Genomic DNA, 17,577 nt, shown 5'->3' on the forward strand with positions numbered 1-17,577 from the left:
GAGTTTTATACTTATTATAAAGTATTAGGGTTAGCTGCTAGTCTTTTGGAGTTTAATAGAACATATTTGTTGTGGTACTTTTTGTGCTATGGAGATTATATTGAAAGAATTATAGATCATAAATACAACTCCATTTTAAGCCCTATCTACCGTAAGTTTGGTTGGCAATGGTTTAGTACAAATAAATATGGTAAGGAACCTGTTTTTGATAAAGTTATGTATAAATGGGCATATTACGCTATTTCTGCTGAACAAAAAATGACTGATAGTGATCTAAATAAGTTGATATCTGATTTAACAGATTTATATACTGAGTATTGCATTAAATGTGTGCAAGCAAAGATTGATTATATAAACGACGATTTAGCTAAATATCTTAAAGCAAAACTTGAGGCTTTACATCAAATTAAGGATGAGGAGTTAGCACGAGCAAAAGAAATTGTAGAGGCACAGACAGAAAAGATTACAGTGCTGGAAGAAAAAGCAAAAAACCAAAGTCATGAGATTTATGAGCTAGAAAGAACTAACGAAATCCTAATAAAAAGTTATCGTGCTACAGTCGAAAACATTTCCTTAATTCAAAGTGAAGAAGACACAGACGGGACAAATAAAATAGACCGTATGTTACGTCATTTATATGATTGTTTACCTGATGAATTAACCGGAGATACGCTCAAGAAGAAGTTTGGCGACATATGGGAAAATTTATCAGAGCACAGCCAAGATGATATTACAAAATCTATTAAGATGTTTGAAATGATGCAAGACAGCGAGTTTTCCACGTTGGCACTATTACGCAGTGTAGAACGTGAGTTAGAACTAAATGTATTTCAGCCTTTCAGAGAGAGCGAATTGTTTAAGAACATTGAAGATCTTTCCTGTACATTTAAAAAAGTGGAAGGCACCCATAAAAGTTTGCAACGGTCGGTCACATTGGGGTCAATTCCTTTCATAGGAAGAGATGTGAATAATGAACGATATATACAGGAAAGCTCGGTGCTGCAAGCGTTTGCTGAGTTTTTAGGCGATAAGAAGGAAGTGTTCACGGAGATTTGCCGGAGTATTGACCAATACAAGATTGATAATGGCATGAAGTCCATTGTTGATTTGAGGAATGGGATTGCCCATGGGGATGCGACGGTGACGGAGTTCTGCGATGAGTCCTGCTATCATGATATATGCAAGTTTATCTACGAGCCGCCCATTCAAATTATGTTTTCCATTATCCTTCATTCTCTGAAAGGTAAATAATAGATTCTTAGCATGAGTGTCTACTATGGGCGACGCATGCAAAGTATGATATACTATACATCATCAATAAGACATCTAGTTGTAATACTATGAATGAAAGGATACAAGTATGATTCATTTTTTATTACGTGGTAAACCGACGTATGTCAATTTCGGTATGTTAGTACTAAGGTTGGCTCTAGGTATCTCCATGGCGTACCATGGTTATCTAAAGTTTTTAGGCGGTGCGCCAGGGCTTTATAAGGTTGGCGCCATGTTAGCGCCATTAGGAGTGCCTGGATATTACGAAGTATTCGGAGCGTTTGCGGCGATGAGTGAGTTCCTTGGGGGATTATTAGTGGCATTTGGCTTATTTACTCGATTTGGGGCATTGCTTCTATGTGCGGTGCTCTTTACAGCAACCTTATTGAATCTATCAGCAGGATTTTTCGCATGGGATTACCCATCACAAATGGGCTTTGCCGCACTTGCTATATTCTTCATGGGCGGTGGACGATATAGTGTTGATCATTCCCTATTCGGGAAGTAACTTGTTGTGCTATGTAGCCTGTGGCGTTCTTACCTAATACAGTGAAAATAAAGACCGCAATACACCTCCTCAGAAACGGTATTTCATAATGTTTCTTCGGAGGCATATTGCGGTCTTTTATGGTTCGTGAATTAGGAAGTACGGAACGCCACAAAGGCTACTACGCGCAATTGCGTTCCTCAGGTGGTACCATGGGCTTCTTGTGTTTGCGTGATTTAGGTAGTAAGGAACGCCACAAAGGCTACTACGCGCAATTGCGTTCCTCAGGTGGGGGCACGGTCCTCTCGCATTTGCATGAATTAGGAAATACGGAACACTACAATGCTACTCTACAATACATCATTTTCATCAACTTATCACTCCATCTATCGGGACTTTTGTAATTCACAACCACCATCATAGGGTATACTAAGTACACAGTTACGAAAGGTGGTGAAATTATGGAAGAGTTACTTTTATTGTTATTACTTTCCGGTGCGCTTGATGACTAATCGGCGTGACCGATTTTTGTGGTAGTGGAGTAGAAAGGATGTGAATGTATGTTAGCCTTATATGGACCAGCGTATTTGGGCGAATGGGTACCTTACCAAGGAGCCTAATCAGCCTAAACGCACACCGTATGGTTATACGGTATGAGATTATAATTTAATATGTATTGATGCACAGCGATTCGATGGAATGGCTGTTTTTTGTATGCAAATAATTCTATAGAATGTTTACAATTCTATAGAATTTGTGGTACAATACGTTGTGGTATTCAGGGATTGTCATTTCTGTCATGCTGAGACAGAGGACCTATGTAGGATTTATGTAATTGACTTAGCACATAGTCATGCCTTAGTTCAATACTAACAAATCTATTAGTATTAGAGTTAGCGACCTGGCAGATATGCTCATGAATATATGGTACGGAGAAGTACCAAATGTTTTAAGAATTACTACTTAGGGTATAATGCTGTAAGTAGTGTAGTACACATACATATAGGAGTTATGATGAACGCAAAAACAACACCATTTACAAAGGAACAATTAGAAACGATTATCGCCCAATATCCGACACCATTCCACATTTATGATGCGAAGGGCATTATGGATAATATGCGCGCATTTCTTGACGCTTTCAACTGGGCACCAGGATTCAAACAATATTTCGCTGTGAAAGCAACGCCAAATCCATATATTATGAAAATGATGAAAGAAATCGGCATCGGCGCCGACTGTTCCTCTATGGCGGAGCTCATTTTGAGCGAGAAGGTTGGCATCACTGGGGATGACATCATGTTTTCCTCCAATGATACGCCGTACGAAGAGTACAAAAAAGCGATGGACCTTGGGGCCATCATCAATTTGGACGATATTACGCACATTGCATACTTAGAACAACATGGTGATTTGCCAGATCGTTTCTGTTTCCGTTACAATCCAGGTTCGTTGAAAGAGGGCGGTAACACAATTATCGGTCTTCCAGAAGAAGCAAAATATGGTATGACGGAAGCACAAATTGTGGAAGCTATCAACTATCTAAAAGGAAAAGGTATTACGAACTTCGGTTTACATACGATGGTGGTGTCCAACGAACTTGACATTGACGGCTTAGTAGGCACAGCGGAGTTGATGTTCAACTTGGCATTGCGAGTAAAAGATCAAACGGGTGTAGAGGTATCTTTCATTGACCTTGGTGGTGGTATTGGGGTAGCCTATAAACCGGAACAAACACCAGTGGATTACAAAGTGTTAAGTGCAGGTGTGAAAGAGGCTTACGATTGTTTAATCGTGGGTACTGGTCATAGCCCAATTCAGTTAGCCTATGAATGTGGTCGTATGGTAACAGGCCCTTACGGTTACTTGGTGGCTACAGCGATCCATAAAAAGGAAATCTATAAGAATTACATCGGCTTAGATGCGTGTATGTCTAACTTGATGCGCCCTGCCTTGTATGGTTCTTACCACCACATTACAGTGATGGGTAAAGAAAATGAGCCTGTGACGATGACCTATGATGTAACTGGGTCTTTATGTGAAAATAATGATAAGTTTGCCATCGATCGTCAATTACCAAAAATTGACATGGGCGATCGCATTGTCATTCATGACGCTGGAGCACATGGTCATGCTATGGGCTTCAATTACAATGGTAAATTGCGATCTGCTGAATTGTTATTGCATGAAGATGGAAGTGTCACACAAATTCGCCGAGCAGAAACATTGGACGATTATTTCGCTACATTAGATTTTTCTAATTTATAATTAGAAACGTAGAGGATTATCCTTTACCATAGTGACTTTGGTTTATATAGACATATGCTTTATGTACTTCTGAGAAACTGTTATAACGCTCAAAGTAATGGAGTATATGTCTATTTCTGTATCTAATTTTACCCAAAGGAATGCTAAATGTACTATGTTCACTCGAGGCAAATAGAGGAGTAGAGGGTGGAGTTTAACTTAGAGATATATATTCATATTTTGCTCAACCATTTGCGTGATACTGAGAGATAGGTTTCATACAGGTGAGAATCTTATTACCATACCTATAGAAAGGGAGAGTAGTACGGAGACCCTAAAATGCTTTATATCCCTAAAAAAAGTAGGGAATAGCATTTACAATATTGATAAGATTCGGTATAATAAAAATTGTTGAGTCTCTGGGTAGAGAAATTAAATTTCAATATGCTATAAATGAATAAATGGTATATCAACATATCATTAAAATCATAGTGAAATAGTAGAAATTAACTTGCGGTTCCCGTCTATACAAGGTATAATACAGATAGTATATTTACTATTTTAGATGTAAGCCAAAGTGGCGTTCTCATACTATGAATATGACAGCGGATTACACTTTGGTGGAATCCGTTTTTTTACGGTATTCAACATATGCTAAGACCTAACGAGTCTTCTTTTGTATATAGTAACTTATTTGATAAGGAGTGACATACGTGGCAGAATTACTTCGCGTAGAAAATGTGCGTGCCTCTATTGAAGAGAAAGAAATCTTAAAGGGCATCAATTTAACAATTAATAAAGGTGAAATCCATGTAGTAATGGGCACAAACGGTGCTGGTAAATCTACATTGGCAAACGTAATCATGGGCAATCCTGCTTATGAAGTAACAGAAGGCTCCATCGTATTTGATGGTGAGAATATCACTGAAGAAGCTGTAAACGATCGAGCGAAAAAAGGTATTTTCATGTCTTTCCAACATCCAATTTCCGTACCTGGAATTACAGTAGAAAATTTCATCCGTACTGCTAAAAATACAATTACTGGTGAAAACGTACGTGCTTTGGCTTTCAAAAAAGAATTGAAAGCGAAAATGGAAGAATTATCCTTTGATACATCCTATGCAAATCGTTATGTAAACGAAGGTTTCTCTGGTGGTGAAAGAAAGAAAAATGAAATTCTTCAAATGTCTATTTTAAATCCTAAATTGGCTATCCTTGATGAAACTGATTCTGGTCTTGACGTAGATGCTGTTCGTATCGTATCCGAAGGGGTGAACCGTTTCCACAACGAAGATAATGCGGTGCTAATTATTACTCACCACAATCAAATTCTTCAAAAATTACAACCAAACTTTGTACATATCCTAATCGATGGTCGTATTGTAAAAACTGGTGGCCCTGAACTCGTTCGTGAAATCGAAGAAAAAGGCTACGATGCATACAAAAATTTAGCATAGGAGGATCTCATGGAAGCGAGAAAGAAAACTCAAATTGAGGAGATGGATCGCGGCGTCTATGACATTCGTAATGAATTTGATTTCTCCTATAAATCAGAAGCTGGTTTAACAGAAGATATCATTCGTGAAATATGGGCTAACAAAAATGAGCCACAATGGATGTTAGATTTCCGTTTAAAATCTCTTGAAATTTACAATCAATTAGATGTTCCTAATTGGGTACCTGATATTAGTGCTTTGAATATGGCTGATATCGTTACCTATGTAAAACCTAAAATTGATATGAAAGAAGACTGGAACGAAGTTCCAGATGATATTAAAGAGACATTTGACCGTCTTGGTATCCAAGAAGCTGAAAAAACTTCTTTGGCTGGTGTAGGCGCTCAATATGACTCTGAGGTTGTATATCATAGTATTCAAGAAGACTTGATTCGTCAAGGCGTTGTGTATACTGATATGCAGACAGCACTACACGAACATGAGGATATTGTAAAACAATATTTCATGACATTAGTGCCACCTACAGATCATAAATTTGCAGCTTTACACGGTGCAGTATGGTCTGGCGGTTCCTTCGTGTATGTACCAAAAGGAGTGACTGTAGATATTCCATTGCAGTCCTACTTCCGTTTGAATGCACCAGGCGCAGGTCAGTTTGAACATACTTTGATTATTGTAGAAGAAGGCGCGAAAGCACACTTTATTGAAGGTTGTTCTGCACCAAAATACAATGTAGCTAACTTACATGCTGGTTGTGTTGAGTTATTCGTAAAAGATAATGCGACTTTGCGGTATTCTACTATCGAAAACTGGTCTAAAAACATGTACAACTTGAATACAAAACGTAGTCGAGTTGGTAAAAATGGTACAATCGAGTGGGTATCTGGATCCTTCGGATCTGCGGTATCTTGCTTATATCCAATGAGTATCTTGGCTGGTGAAGGAGCGCATTGTGAATTCACAGGCGTTACATTTGCTGGGGAAGGACAATATTTAGATACAGGGGCAAAAGTTGTTCATGCCGCACCACATACAACAAGTAATGTTAACTCTAAATCTATTTCTAAGAGCGGTGGTACAGCCATTTACCGTGGTGTCTTGAACATCGGCAAAAATGCAGACCATTCCAAAGCAACAGTATCTTGTGAATCTTTGATGTTGGACCAAGAATCTCAATCCGATACCATTCCATCTATTACTATTGAAAATGATAATGTCGATTTAGGGCACGAAGCCAAAATTGGCCGTATTTCCGATGAAGCAATTTTCTACTTAATGACTCGTGGTATTAGTGAAGAAGAAGCAAGAGCAATGCTTGTACGTGGTTTCGTAGAACCAATTTCTAAAGAATTACCATTAGAATATGCCGTAGAAATGAATAATTTAATTACCTTAGAACTTGAAGGTTCTATCGGTTAGGAGGTTAGGATGAGCAACACATTACATTTTAATGAATTGCCTAGACCGACTTTCCGTTGGTTAAAGGTAAATCATACAGAAGGCAATGTATGGGCTGGTACAGAACGTGCTACAGTGACGGTTGAAGGGTCCAAGCACATTGTAACAGACATTACAAATAAAGAAGTATTAGAACCTTCTTATGAAGGTGTTCATGCAGGTGCTTTGCGCGATGCATCGCATCATTTTACACATGGCTATCACATTCAAGTGCCAGCTGGTGCAAAAGAAGCATTGACCATAGTTCTTGATGTACAAGGTGCTGTCAGTGAAAGAACACGCTTACAAATCGAAGCGGGAAAAGACTCTACCTTAGAGTTAACACTTTGTTTGAAAGGTGAAGCTACTGATGGTCATGTGGGGTTACTTTCAGAAATCGTATCCCACACAGGAGCGTCTGTGGTGTTCAAAAAAGTGCAATTGTTAACTGGTAAAGTGCAACAATTTGAACATCGTTATACACGAGTAGAAGAGTCTGGTCATGTTGAGTTCATCAATATTGAGTTGGGTGGATCTGAAAACTACTTGAACTACCAAGAAGATTTGGTTGGCGATTATGCAGAAGTAGAACATGATTTAGGCTATTGCGGTACAGGTACGCAAGTATTTGACGTCGCTATGTTGATGAAACACATCGGCAGAAAAACAATCAGTAATATTAATAACTTAGGTGCATTGAATGGTGCTTCTAAAAAATCATTCCGTGGAACCTTAGATTTCTTGCGTGGTAGTATCGCATCTGAAGGTGCAGAAGAAGATACATGCTTGTTATTAACACCACAAGTAAAATCTATTTCTTTGCCATTATTATTATGTAAAGAAGATAATGTATCTGGTAATCACGCATCCAGTGCAGGTCAATTAGACCAAGCTAAATTATTCTATTTAATGAGCCGTGGTTTCAATGAAGATGAAGCAAAACACATCATCGTAGAGTCAATGCTACGTCCATTGATAGATCGTATCGGACATGAAGAAATGGAAGAAACTGCCTTAGCAGTACTACGACAAAAAATATAATTGAGAGGGATAGTATGAAACCAATAGCAGAGGCATATAAAGATTTTCCAATATTATCAAGAACACATCGAGGTAACCGCATTGCCTATTTAGATAGTGGTGCGACCACACAAATTCCAGTGCCGGTAATGAAAGCCTTAGAAACGCATATGGCAAACCACAATGGGAACCCCCACCGCGGGGCCCATGTGCTAGCTATGGAAGCGTCCGAAGCCTATGAAGGTACTCGTGATGTGGTGCAGCGTTTTATCAATGCTCGTAAACGAGAAGAAATTATCTTCACTCGCAACACGACAGAAAGCTTGAATTTAATTGCTCATTCCTATGGATTGAAGCATGTCAAAGCAGGGGATAAAATCGTCATTACTGTAGCGGAGCATCATGCGAACTTGGTGACATGGCAATATGTGTGCCGTGTAACGGGTGCTATCTTGGAATATATGTACCTAGATGAAACAGGTCACATTAAAGATGGTGAAATGGATAAAATTGACGAATCTACGAAAATTGTATCCTTTGCCCATGTGAGTAATGTGCTAGGTATGGAGTTTCCTGTGAAAGAGTTGGTGGAACGTGCTCATGCTGTTGGGGCTATCGCTATCCTTGACGGAGCGCAATCGGCTCCCCATCAAGCCATTGATGTGCAAGCCTTAGATTGTGATTTCTTCGTATTCTCAGGGCATAAAATGTGTGCCTCTCAAGGCATTGGTGTGGTGTATGGTAAATATCACTTATTAGAAGACATGGATCCATTCTTATTTGGTGGGGACATGATTGAATATGTGAAAGAACAAACCACCACTTTCAATGAAGTGCCTTATAAATTTGAGGCAGGTACGCCGAATGCACATGGGGCGATCACGTTGAAAGCTGCCATTGAGTATTTGGAACAATTTGGTATGGATGCCATCCATGAATATGAACAAGAATTAGTGCGCTATGTATTACCAAAACTAGTGGCTATGCCTCATATTCATTTGTTGGGCAGTGCCAATCCAGAAGAAAAGCATGGAGTGATTGCTTTCACTGTGGATGATGTACATCCTCACGATGTAGCAACTATTATGGATAGCCATGGGGTATGCTTACGTTCTGGACATCATTGTGCGCAACCACTAGGTGCTTACTATGGAGTACCGGCATCCAACCGGATTAGTATGTACATTTATACAAAAAAAGAAGATTTAGATCAATTTTTGGAAGCCCTAAAAACAGTTAGACCAACCATGGGCTTGTCAGAGTAAGGAGAACAATACCATGGAAATGGATCAAGTGTATACGGAACTGATTTTGGAGCATAACCAAGACAAGCGTAATAAGCGTTTATTAGATGTGTTTACTGCTAGTGAGCATGGTCATAATCCAAGTTGTGGTGATGATTTAACATTGCAAGTAAATGTGGTGGACGGCATTGTGAAAGATGCAGCTTACACTGGTTCTGGCTGTGCCATTAGTCAAGCATCGGCGTCTATGATGATCGATGTGATTACTGGAAAATCCTTAGAAGAAGCGTTCCAATTAGTGGACCTTTTCTTAGGAATGATTAAAAAAGAAGTGACTGATGAAGAAGAATTAGAAGCCTTAGAAGATGCTATTGCTTTACAAAATATTTCCAATATGCCTGCTCGTGTGAAATGTGCAGTGCTAGCTTGGCATACATTACGTGAAGCATTAAAGAAATAAAAGGAAGGCTGCTACAGAATGACCTACATTCTTGAGCAGCCTTTTTTGTGTACTTATCGAAAAAAGATAGACCCTTAGGACCTATCTTCTAGATTCGTGTATTGTGATATGTTGTGGGATTACCATTGTCCTTCTTGGTGTTCTTTTAACAGTTTCACCACCCGAGGACCACAACCTTTACCACCGCAAGCACCAGTACCAGCGCTAGTGCGTTCTCTAATTTTGGGGAATGTGTCGCAGCCGTCTAGGATTGCTTCCTTAATTGCTTTTCGTGTTATACTACGGCAAGTACAAACTTTTGTTAATTTATCTAAAATGGCCGTAGGAATTTGATTGTCTTCCATACTGTCCTCCTGTATATAGAAACTTTTCTATATATAGTATACTCTTCAATATGAGTATTGTAAAGAACTTTCATCGTGCATATGAAAGACAGTAGCGATATTACCATATCGTAGTCTGATAGGGGTCAATGGAGGTATATTTAGCAATAGGTATTGCCTAGATTGGTAGATACTATCGGGTAATATCATACGAGGCGAATTGAGCAGTAGAGGTGATTAACCAACAATAGATACTACATAGTGTATTATAATAGATAACATATAGGAGTTATTATGATTTGTGTTATTTTTGATTTAGATGGAACGTTAACAGATTCTCATGAAGGGATTTTAAAATCTATACGTCATGCTTTAACGAGTATGAATCATCCTATTCCAGATGAGGATACGCTACAATTATTTATTGGGCCACCGTTGGCAGATTCTTTTAAAGAACATTGTCATATGACAGATGAAGAGGTGGAGCAGGCCTACAGCTTTTTCAAAGAACGGTATGATTCCGTAGGAAAATATGAAAATGCAGTGTATCCTCAAATTGAGGAAGCATTAAAAGCACTCCGTAAGACAGGTGCTTATGTTGGGATTGCTACGGCAAAACCAGAAGAACAAGCAAAGGATATTATTAAGCATTTTAAACTAGATCCATACTTTGAAGTAATTCGTGGAGCCAATCGTGAAATTGGTTTAGTCCATAAGCTAGACATTCTGAAAGAAGCTTTGAAAGATATGGAGACCATTACAGCGCAAAAATATAAAATTTCCCGGTGGTATATGGTGGGAGATCGTAAATACGATATGGAAGCTGCCAAAGAATTGAACTGCGTGGCTATGGGGGTATCCTATGGTTATGGTTCAGTGGAAGAATTAGAATCTGCTGGTGCTGATTATATCTGTGAAAGCCCATCCGATATACTAGTGAATATTGCAGTGGATACATTGTTATAAGCTCTATGACCTAGCTTGCTATAGGGTCGTCAGATAATAGTATACAACTACATATCAAAAAGAAATAAGCACAATAAAAAGAGGCACCTCGCTGTCATGCGAGGTACCTCTTTTTTGTATTATAATATGTTAGTTCTTGCATCTTCAAATAAAAAGGGGAAGTTCTGATGATTTCATAGGGAACATGTTAATAGAGTTCCCCTACACCTGCAATCGTCCTTCAATCATAATAGGAACTTCTTTGCCGTCTTTAGTGGTGCCTATGATGTTCATTTTTTCATGACCTATCATAAAATCAGTATGAGCTAAGGATGTATTCAATCCATGTGCTCGTAACTCTTCTTGAGATAATCCATCGCTATGGGCTAAGCAAGTTGGATATGCAGCACCTAATGCTAAGTGGCAAGATGCATTTTCATCGTACAAGGTTTCAAAGAAAATCATGTTAGACTGACTAATAGGGGAGTAGTGGTCAACTAATGCTACTTCACCTAGATAGCAAGAGTTTTCATCCGTTTCGATGAGATTTGTTAAGTACTCGCGACCTTCTTTGGCATCGTAGTCAACGACCTTACCATCTTTGAATGTCATATGGAAGTCTTCAATACGGTTTCCATCATAGATTAATGGTTTCGTAGAGTATACGATACCGTTGGCACCTGCATAATGAGGAGCGGAAAATACTTCTTCAGTGGGAATGTTGGCATCAAAGATAATACCTTTCTTAGAAGATTCTTTACCACCTAACCATAAGTGACCTTCTGGCATTTGTAATGTTAAGTCTGTACCATTTGGACAGGTGTAATGCAAGGATACTAATTGTAAATCATTTAGTGTTTTAGTACGTTTAGCTAATCGATCTAAATGGTTGGCGAAGGATTCTTCTTCTGGTACGTGTTTCATACGACATAAGGTAAAGATCGTATTCCATAAGCGATTTATTTTTTCTTCGTCTGTGCCCTCATAACCCAGTAAATCAGCCCATGTGAGGGTGGCTACGGAAGCCACGCACCAAGTGAGAGTAGAATCCATGATGGCCTCGTGGTAAAATTTAGTTAATTTGCCCATGCTACGAGAGGCGAGAGCGATTTTTTCAGAGGGTACACCTTCATAGGCAAATGGATTGGCACTGATTAAGGATAAAATACATGCGTTGGAGTCCAGGATATGGTGATACATATCTTTCAGCCAAGGCGCAGGATTGGCTAAGACATCATCTTTCACATGGGACAAACGAGACTTCCCTGTCACCGTACTACGCCAGTTGATGTGCACATCTTTGGCACCCAGTGCATAAGCCTCGTCCACGACGATGTACACAAAGTCTTTGTTCTCTACATCACCGTTGATGACCAACAGTTGATCTTGTTGTAAATTGACACCCTCTTGTAGTAAAAGTCGGGCATATTGTTGTAAATCTTCTTTCATAATACCTCCAAATATATACTGGTAGTGAATTTTAAAGGATACTACTCATCTATGACGAACCTTTTGTTTGAAAGGATGTGATAGAATGAAAGTAACAAATCAAAAACGAATTGGCATCATTGTATGCCTATTCCTACTGTGTGTATGTGGATACTATCTTATTATAGCAGATACACCAATGAAAGGCGATGGATCACCGTCGGATAGTCCAAAGATTGTCAAACAATCAGAAACAGGAAATCAAGGTGGTCCAGTGGAGAAGGAAACAAAAGGAACTACGATTTTGGTGTATGTCACAGGAGCTGTAGAAGAGCCAGGGTTGTATGAGCTACAAAGTCCTGCGACGGTGAAGTCAGCTATTGAGGCCAGTAAAGGACTATTGCCCTATGCAGATGTGAATCATTTACAGCTACAAGATACCTTAGAAGAAAGCACACATATCCATGTAGACTTTAACTTTCACGGTAGCCCAGAAGAGTTACTAAGAAAACAAAATATGTCTATCAACGAAGCAACGGAAGCAGATTTACAAAAAGTATCTGGTATCGGTCCGAAGATGGCGAAAAAAATTGTGGACTATCGTCAAGAACATGGACCTTTCAAAAGTGTAGAAGAATTGCGACATGTGAAGGGCATAGGACCTGTATTGTATAAAAAAATTGTGGAGAAAGTACGATTATGAAATGGTTACCAAAGCCAATAGACCTAGGCATTACCAGCGTGTTGGGCATGCTATTAGGGATTTGTATGAGCGTATACGAAAATGAATTATGTACCTACCTCATGTATTGGTTATGTATCATTACCATATTTGGCATGTTAGGGTTAATAGGATTACGGGGGTACGAACAAAGACAGGAACCTATCCATAGTGTACTACGGTATGTGGTGAGCATGATGGGTGTTATTTGTGTGTTTACAGGTATAGGATATGTACATACAGATCGAGTCATCACACACTATTTTGAAGATAGACCTTTTTATTATGGTGCCGATGGTGCCTATTATGTGCAGTTCACTAGCAATCCACAACCTACAGTAACCTTAGATGGGATTATGACCGTGGTGGATGCTGATGTAGAAGGTATGGATATAGATAAAAATGGTGCTATTGAACATGTACCAGCGAAGGGCAGTATTCGTGTCTATGTACCAGGAGAACCAACTATTCATATGGGAGACCGCTACGTCATTCGTGGTACCGTGAAAGGCTTTACCTACTACGAGCAAAGTGGATCTCTGTCTATGAAAACGAGACATATCAATGATGGCTTGCAAGGGAATTTGTACCAAGGGACCATAGAGGGGACCTATGCAGTAGAGAAGACTCTAGGCATATGGCTAGCTGATACGGCGTATGCTATCGGTGCTTACTTAGATAAGGTCCACCACTGGGTGGCACAACAATTTGAGGAAAATTTAGATCCATCCATTGCTACCTTAGGATCCTCTTTGGTGCTAGGCGGTCAATATGCTATGTTACCAGAAACGATGGTGAAATTATTCAGTGAAACAGGGCTTATCCATATTTTGTCGGTGTCAGGGTCCCATATTGCTCTCTTATTTCTTATCATTTCTACCGTATTACAACGATTGCAGTTACGTAAAGGTGTAGAATTTTCCATCACCTGTACTTTGATTCTACTATACTGTACTATTGTGGGTTGGAGCCCTCCAGTATTACGCTCTGCCATGATGGGACTATTAAGCGGGTATGTGGTTATGCATGGAGGTACCTACCGTGCCTTGCATGCCCTATTACTATCTGCCTTATGTTTACTGCTGTGGAAACCATTGTTCGCAGTAGATATTAGTTTTGTCTTATCCTTTGGGTCTACCTTGGGTATCATTGGGTTGTATCCCTATGTGTATCGACTCTTTCCGCCGAATCTTATTTCTAAAGGTGTGGCATTATGTATCTCTGCCCAAGTTCTCATATTTCCCATAGAATTATATTATTTTCATATCCTCAGTTTCCTTAGTATCATCTCTAACCTTATAGTAGGCCCCTTGCTAGATATAGCCATCATCGGAGGGCTGTGCCTCTCTTTGTTCAATGTGGTATTTACCTTTACATGGGGTTGGTCTCTCTTAGGTTTTATTTTGAAAGCCAGCATGTCTCTTTTATTTGCTATCCGTAATCTAGGGCTATTGTGGTCACCACCCATGCCGTTGTGGCTAGTGGTAGTATGGTATCTAGGCGTAGGGTATGTGTATTGGTTATTAGCACTGAAAGAGCCTATTCAAGTAGCATGGAATAGGATGGCTAGTATTGCCCTTGTGGTAGTAGGTATGCTACCTTTAGGACTATCCTATGTAAAACCAGTGGTACAAGTGGTTCCTATTGCTATCTCCTCAGGACCAGCTTTCATGGTCTGTAAGACAGGATTTCATAGGGAGGCGTACTTGTACATAGATGCTAAGAATGGCGATATTTCACCGCGAGCGATGAAACAATGTGTAGATGCCTTGCATCATCGTGGGTTTAGTCGTTGGAATGGTGTGTTTGTAGAGGGATATCAAAAGGGTTATGCTCACGTAGATACCTTAGAGCATCTATACAGTAAAGGACAAGCCAGTAAAGATCTAACACTAGATTGGCTATCCGTACAACTTCACCAGAAAGCAGGCTATGAAATCATTGCGAAAGGACAGAAGAAGTTTCACTTTCACCCTCGAAAAGAAGGAGAAAAAGTTCAAGAAATAGTGTATAATACTAAGAGAGAAACAAATACAATGTACGGCCTTACTGATAGCAATCAACTGTTGTACTATCAAGAACGAGGAGCGACACAATTTATCGTGTGGAACACCTTGCATAGTCAATTTGATGTGGAGGAAGGCGTGTATATTGTAGGTAGCGATGAAAACAATGTAGTAACATTATAAGAGGTGACAGATGGTTACATTACTCTATGGAGATGAACCACAATTATTAGAAGAAAAAAAACAGAATCTCTTACATCAATATACAGATCGGACCTTGCTTACCTTGCGTGAGGAGCAAGGTCCCGGTTCTATTTTAGGACAATTACAAGAAGTATCGCTCTTTGGTGAGCCACGAGCATTTCTGCTTGTCCATTTGCCTATCTTTGATAAACCAAAGAAAAAGTTGGCTCCAGAATGGCAAGGTTTGCGAGACTATTTGCAAAGCTATACTGGAGAGGATCCTATTATTTTAGTGTATCCAGAAACTATTGATGGACGGTTGCAAGGAAATAAATCATTTTTGGGAGCCGTAGAATCCTTTAAGTTTGAAAAAGTAGAGGGAGAAGCGCTCTTTCAGTGGATACAACAACATTGCAAGGCTCATAAGCAAAAGATAGATCCCGATGGCATGGCATATCTACGTGATTTGGTAGATTTGTGGAAAGATGTGCCCTTAGCATTTTTACGCACAGAATTTGATCGATTGTTCCTACTACTAAAAAAAGGGGAATCGATGACAGGGCTATTTTTAAAAGAGCATATGACGGACTTTGGCGAGAAAAATATTTTCCGCTTTAAAGATGCTTTATTGGCGAAAGATGCACGAACATTACTAGATTTATTTCCCTCTATGCTTAAGAATAAAAGTGTAGATATGGCGATGGCTTATGTGCATAATCAAATGCATTTGCAACTCATGGTCAGTGAATGTGCCTATTATGGGATGACATTACCTGAGATTCAAAGCTTATTTAAGGAAAAAGGGATGAAAGCCAATCCCTATACAATTAAATTAGCTTTTGAAGCTCGCCGAAAAATTCAAATCCCAGCGGTGGCAACGTTGATTAGCCAGCTGTATCATTTGATTTTGCAAAGCCGTCAGGGTATAGCAGATATGAGTCAATTTCAAGATATTTGTTTAGCCTATTGTGCAAATTAGGAGAAGTATGAAACGAAAGTATATTGCCACTGTGGCGGCTTTCATAGCTGTCGTTGGGGGAGCTATAACAGGGCTTGTATGGCCTACTGGAAACACTATTTATGGATTAACTATAGATGGTCATAGTATATCTCATCAAAGTATGGATGAAGTAGACACTTATTTACAAGAGCGGAACACACAGTCACAAAGGATTCGTATAGTGGATCCTAAGGGAAAAGAAACGACTATGAATTTAACAGATTTAGGGATTACCATAGATAGGGTGGGAACCTTAACCGATGTGATGGATTATGGCTATGAAAGTGATGTCATGACCTATGTCATGCACCGAGTAGATGCGTTACTTCATGGAAAAGCGATGAACATTCGATATAAAGTAGATGGACCAGTGGCTGAGTCGTATTTTTTGAATTATGCAAAGGCCATGGGACAAGTAGGAACTAATGCAACTATTACCCTTGAGGGTGATAAAGTCGTACATCAGCCCGCTAAGGTAGGCCGTAAATTGGATGTGACGGCTACTATGAAGCGATTGCAAGAACAACTGCAAGAAGGTAAGGTAGAGACTTTAGAACTTGTTATTAATGAGTCTGCACAGCCTACGATTACGGATAAAGATTTAGTGTCTATCACGTCCATATTGGGGTCCTTTACGACGTATTTTGATGGCTCTAATACAAGCCGAGCCCATAATATTCATTTAGCATCTCAAAAAATTCATCAAACTTTTATTCCAGCAGGTGGTATTTTCTCCTTTAATCAAGTTGTAGGAGAAAGGACTCCTGAAGCGGGCTATGATGATGCACCTGTATTCATGGGAGGGCGTTTGGTGCCAGGTATTGGTGGTGGAATATGCCAAGTAAGTTCTACCTTGTTTAATACAGCTTTATTATCTGGTATGGATATTGTAGAACGTGATACGCATTTTGCGCCTGTTTCCTATATACCAGTAGGCTTAGATGCTACTGTGGCGTGGGGATATATTGACTTTCAGTTTAAAAATCCATACTCTCATCCCATCTATGTGATTGCCGAAGAAGGTGCTGGCTATGTGACCATTACTATATTAGGAGCTAAGGAAGATGTACCACAGTCTGTAACGATTACAAAAGGTAAAGAACAAAGAATTCCTAATAAAAAAATAGAAAAAATCGATGAGGCTGTGAAAGAAGAATCTATAGAAGAATCAGGTCATGAGGGAGTTTCTGTAGATACGACGAGAACCATAGTATATGGAGATGGGCGATCTTCTACGTATACCTTTAATTCTTATTATGAACCTGTAGATACGGTTATTGTCACAGGTCCTAATGTGGTGAAAAAAATTAAAGCTAATCCGGTGAAGTCAAATCCGTAAAGGAGATG

At 39.4% G+C, this 17,577-nt stretch carries 16 protein-coding genes; 14 read left to right on the forward strand and 2 right to left on the reverse strand.

Features of this window, described 5'->3' with window-relative positions; genetic code table 11:
* The 9 genes from EO125_RS09875 to sufU all read left to right on the forward strand — a co-directional run.
* Nucleotides 1–1,251: hypothetical protein (locus EO125_RS09875; RefSeq protein ID WP_164726485.1), on the forward strand; the 1,251-nt coding region annotated here is incomplete at its 5' end.
* A 109-nt stretch (nucleotides 1,252–1,360) separates the two neighbouring features.
* A complete protein-coding gene (locus EO125_RS08025) occupies nucleotides 1,361–1,780 on the forward strand; it encodes a DoxX family protein (RefSeq protein ID WP_127148444.1) in 420 nt (139 codons plus the stop codon).
* Between the two features lie 107 nt (nucleotides 1,781–1,887).
* Nucleotides 1,888–2,163: a hypothetical protein gene (locus EO125_RS08030; RefSeq protein WP_127148445.1), complete on the forward strand. Its 276-nt coding sequence runs from the start codon at nucleotides 1,888–1,890 to the stop codon at nucleotides 2,161–2,163.
* 610 nt (nucleotides 2,164–2,773) lie between these two features.
* Nucleotides 2,774–4,027 (forward strand): diaminopimelate decarboxylase, encoded by a 1,254-nt coding sequence (locus EO125_RS08035; RefSeq protein ID WP_127148446.1) that lies wholly within the window; start codon nucleotides 2,774–2,776, stop codon nucleotides 4,025–4,027.
* A 692-nt stretch (nucleotides 4,028–4,719) separates the two neighbouring features.
* The gene (sufC, locus tag EO125_RS08040; RefSeq protein WP_127148447.1) at nucleotides 4,720–5,463 is read left to right on the forward strand and encodes a Fe-S cluster assembly ATPase SufC; all 744 of its coding nucleotides are present in this window, start codon (nucleotides 4,720–4,722) and stop codon (nucleotides 5,461–5,463) included.
* A gap of 9 nt (nucleotides 5,464–5,472) precedes the next feature.
* Nucleotides 5,473–6,882, forward strand: a complete 1,410-nt coding sequence (gene sufB, locus EO125_RS08045) for a Fe-S cluster assembly protein SufB (protein ID WP_127148448.1) — start codon at nucleotides 5,473–5,475, stop codon at nucleotides 6,880–6,882.
* Between the two features lie 9 nt (nucleotides 6,883–6,891).
* Nucleotides 6,892–7,941, forward strand: coding sequence for a SufD family Fe-S cluster assembly protein (locus EO125_RS08050; protein WP_127148449.1), 1,050 nt, complete (start codon nucleotides 6,892–6,894; stop codon nucleotides 7,939–7,941).
* Nucleotides 7,942–7,955: 14 nt separating this feature from the next.
* The gene (locus EO125_RS08055) at nucleotides 7,956–9,185 is read left to right on the forward strand and encodes an aminotransferase class V-fold PLP-dependent enzyme (RefSeq protein ID WP_127148450.1); all 1,230 of its coding nucleotides are present in this window, start codon (nucleotides 7,956–7,958) and stop codon (nucleotides 9,183–9,185) included.
* 13 nt (nucleotides 9,186–9,198) lie between these two features.
* The gene (gene sufU, locus EO125_RS08060) at nucleotides 9,199–9,624 is read left to right on the forward strand and encodes a Fe-S cluster assembly sulfur transfer protein SufU (RefSeq protein ID WP_126938369.1); all 426 of its coding nucleotides are present in this window, start codon (nucleotides 9,199–9,201) and stop codon (nucleotides 9,622–9,624) included.
* A 119-nt stretch (nucleotides 9,625–9,743) separates the two neighbouring features.
* On the opposite strand, the gene EO125_RS08065 is transcribed toward sufU, so the two are convergent.
* Nucleotides 9,744–9,968, reverse strand: a complete 225-nt coding sequence (locus EO125_RS08065) for a (2Fe-2S)-binding protein (RefSeq protein ID WP_009353629.1) — start codon at nucleotides 9,966–9,968, stop codon at nucleotides 9,744–9,746.
* A gap of 273 nt (nucleotides 9,969–10,241) precedes the next feature.
* On the opposite strand from EO125_RS08065, the gene EO125_RS08070 reads away from it, so the two are divergent.
* Nucleotides 10,242–10,913 (forward strand): HAD hydrolase-like protein, encoded by a 672-nt coding sequence (locus EO125_RS08070; RefSeq protein ID WP_127148451.1) that lies wholly within the window; start codon nucleotides 10,242–10,244, stop codon nucleotides 10,911–10,913.
* Between the two features lie 201 nt (nucleotides 10,914–11,114).
* Here the strand turns inward: EO125_RS08070 and EO125_RS08075 are convergent, their stop codons facing one another.
* Entirely contained in the window at nucleotides 11,115–12,341 is a 1,227-nt protein-coding gene (locus tag EO125_RS08075; RefSeq protein WP_127148452.1) for an aminopeptidase, read from the reverse strand.
* Between the two features lie 85 nt (nucleotides 12,342–12,426).
* Here EO125_RS08075 and EO125_RS08080 point away from each other — a divergent pair, with 85 nt between their 5' ends.
* Genes EO125_RS08080 through EO125_RS08095 form a run of 4 tightly spaced genes read left to right on the forward strand, consistent with a single transcriptional unit; the run spans nucleotide 12,427 to nucleotide 17,569 of the window.
* A complete protein-coding gene (locus EO125_RS08080; RefSeq protein ID WP_127148453.1) occupies nucleotides 12,427–13,023 on the forward strand; it encodes a helix-hairpin-helix domain-containing protein in 597 nt (198 codons plus the stop codon).
* Nucleotides 13,020–15,230 carry a ComEC/Rec2 family competence protein gene (locus tag EO125_RS08085; protein ID WP_127148454.1) on the forward strand — a complete coding sequence of 737 codons (2,211 nt, stop codon included), beginning with the start codon at nucleotides 13,020–13,022 and terminating at the stop codon, nucleotides 15,228–15,230. The genes EO125_RS08080 and EO125_RS08085 overlap by 4 nt, the downstream gene beginning before the upstream one ends.
* Nucleotides 15,231–15,240: 10 nt before the next feature.
* Entirely contained in the window at nucleotides 15,241–16,209 is a 969-nt protein-coding gene (gene holA / locus EO125_RS08090) for a DNA polymerase III subunit delta (RefSeq protein WP_127148455.1), read from the forward strand.
* A 7-nt stretch (nucleotides 16,210–16,216) separates the two neighbouring features.
* Entirely contained in the window at nucleotides 16,217–17,569 is a 1,353-nt protein-coding gene (locus EO125_RS08095; RefSeq protein ID WP_127148456.1) for a VanW family protein, read from the forward strand.
* The last annotated feature ends 8 nt before the right edge of the window (nucleotides 17,570–17,577 follow it).

This window comes from Veillonella sp. VA139, from assembly GCF_003992005.1.
Taxonomy (GTDB): domain Bacteria; phylum Bacillota; class Negativicutes; order Veillonellales; family Veillonellaceae; genus F0422.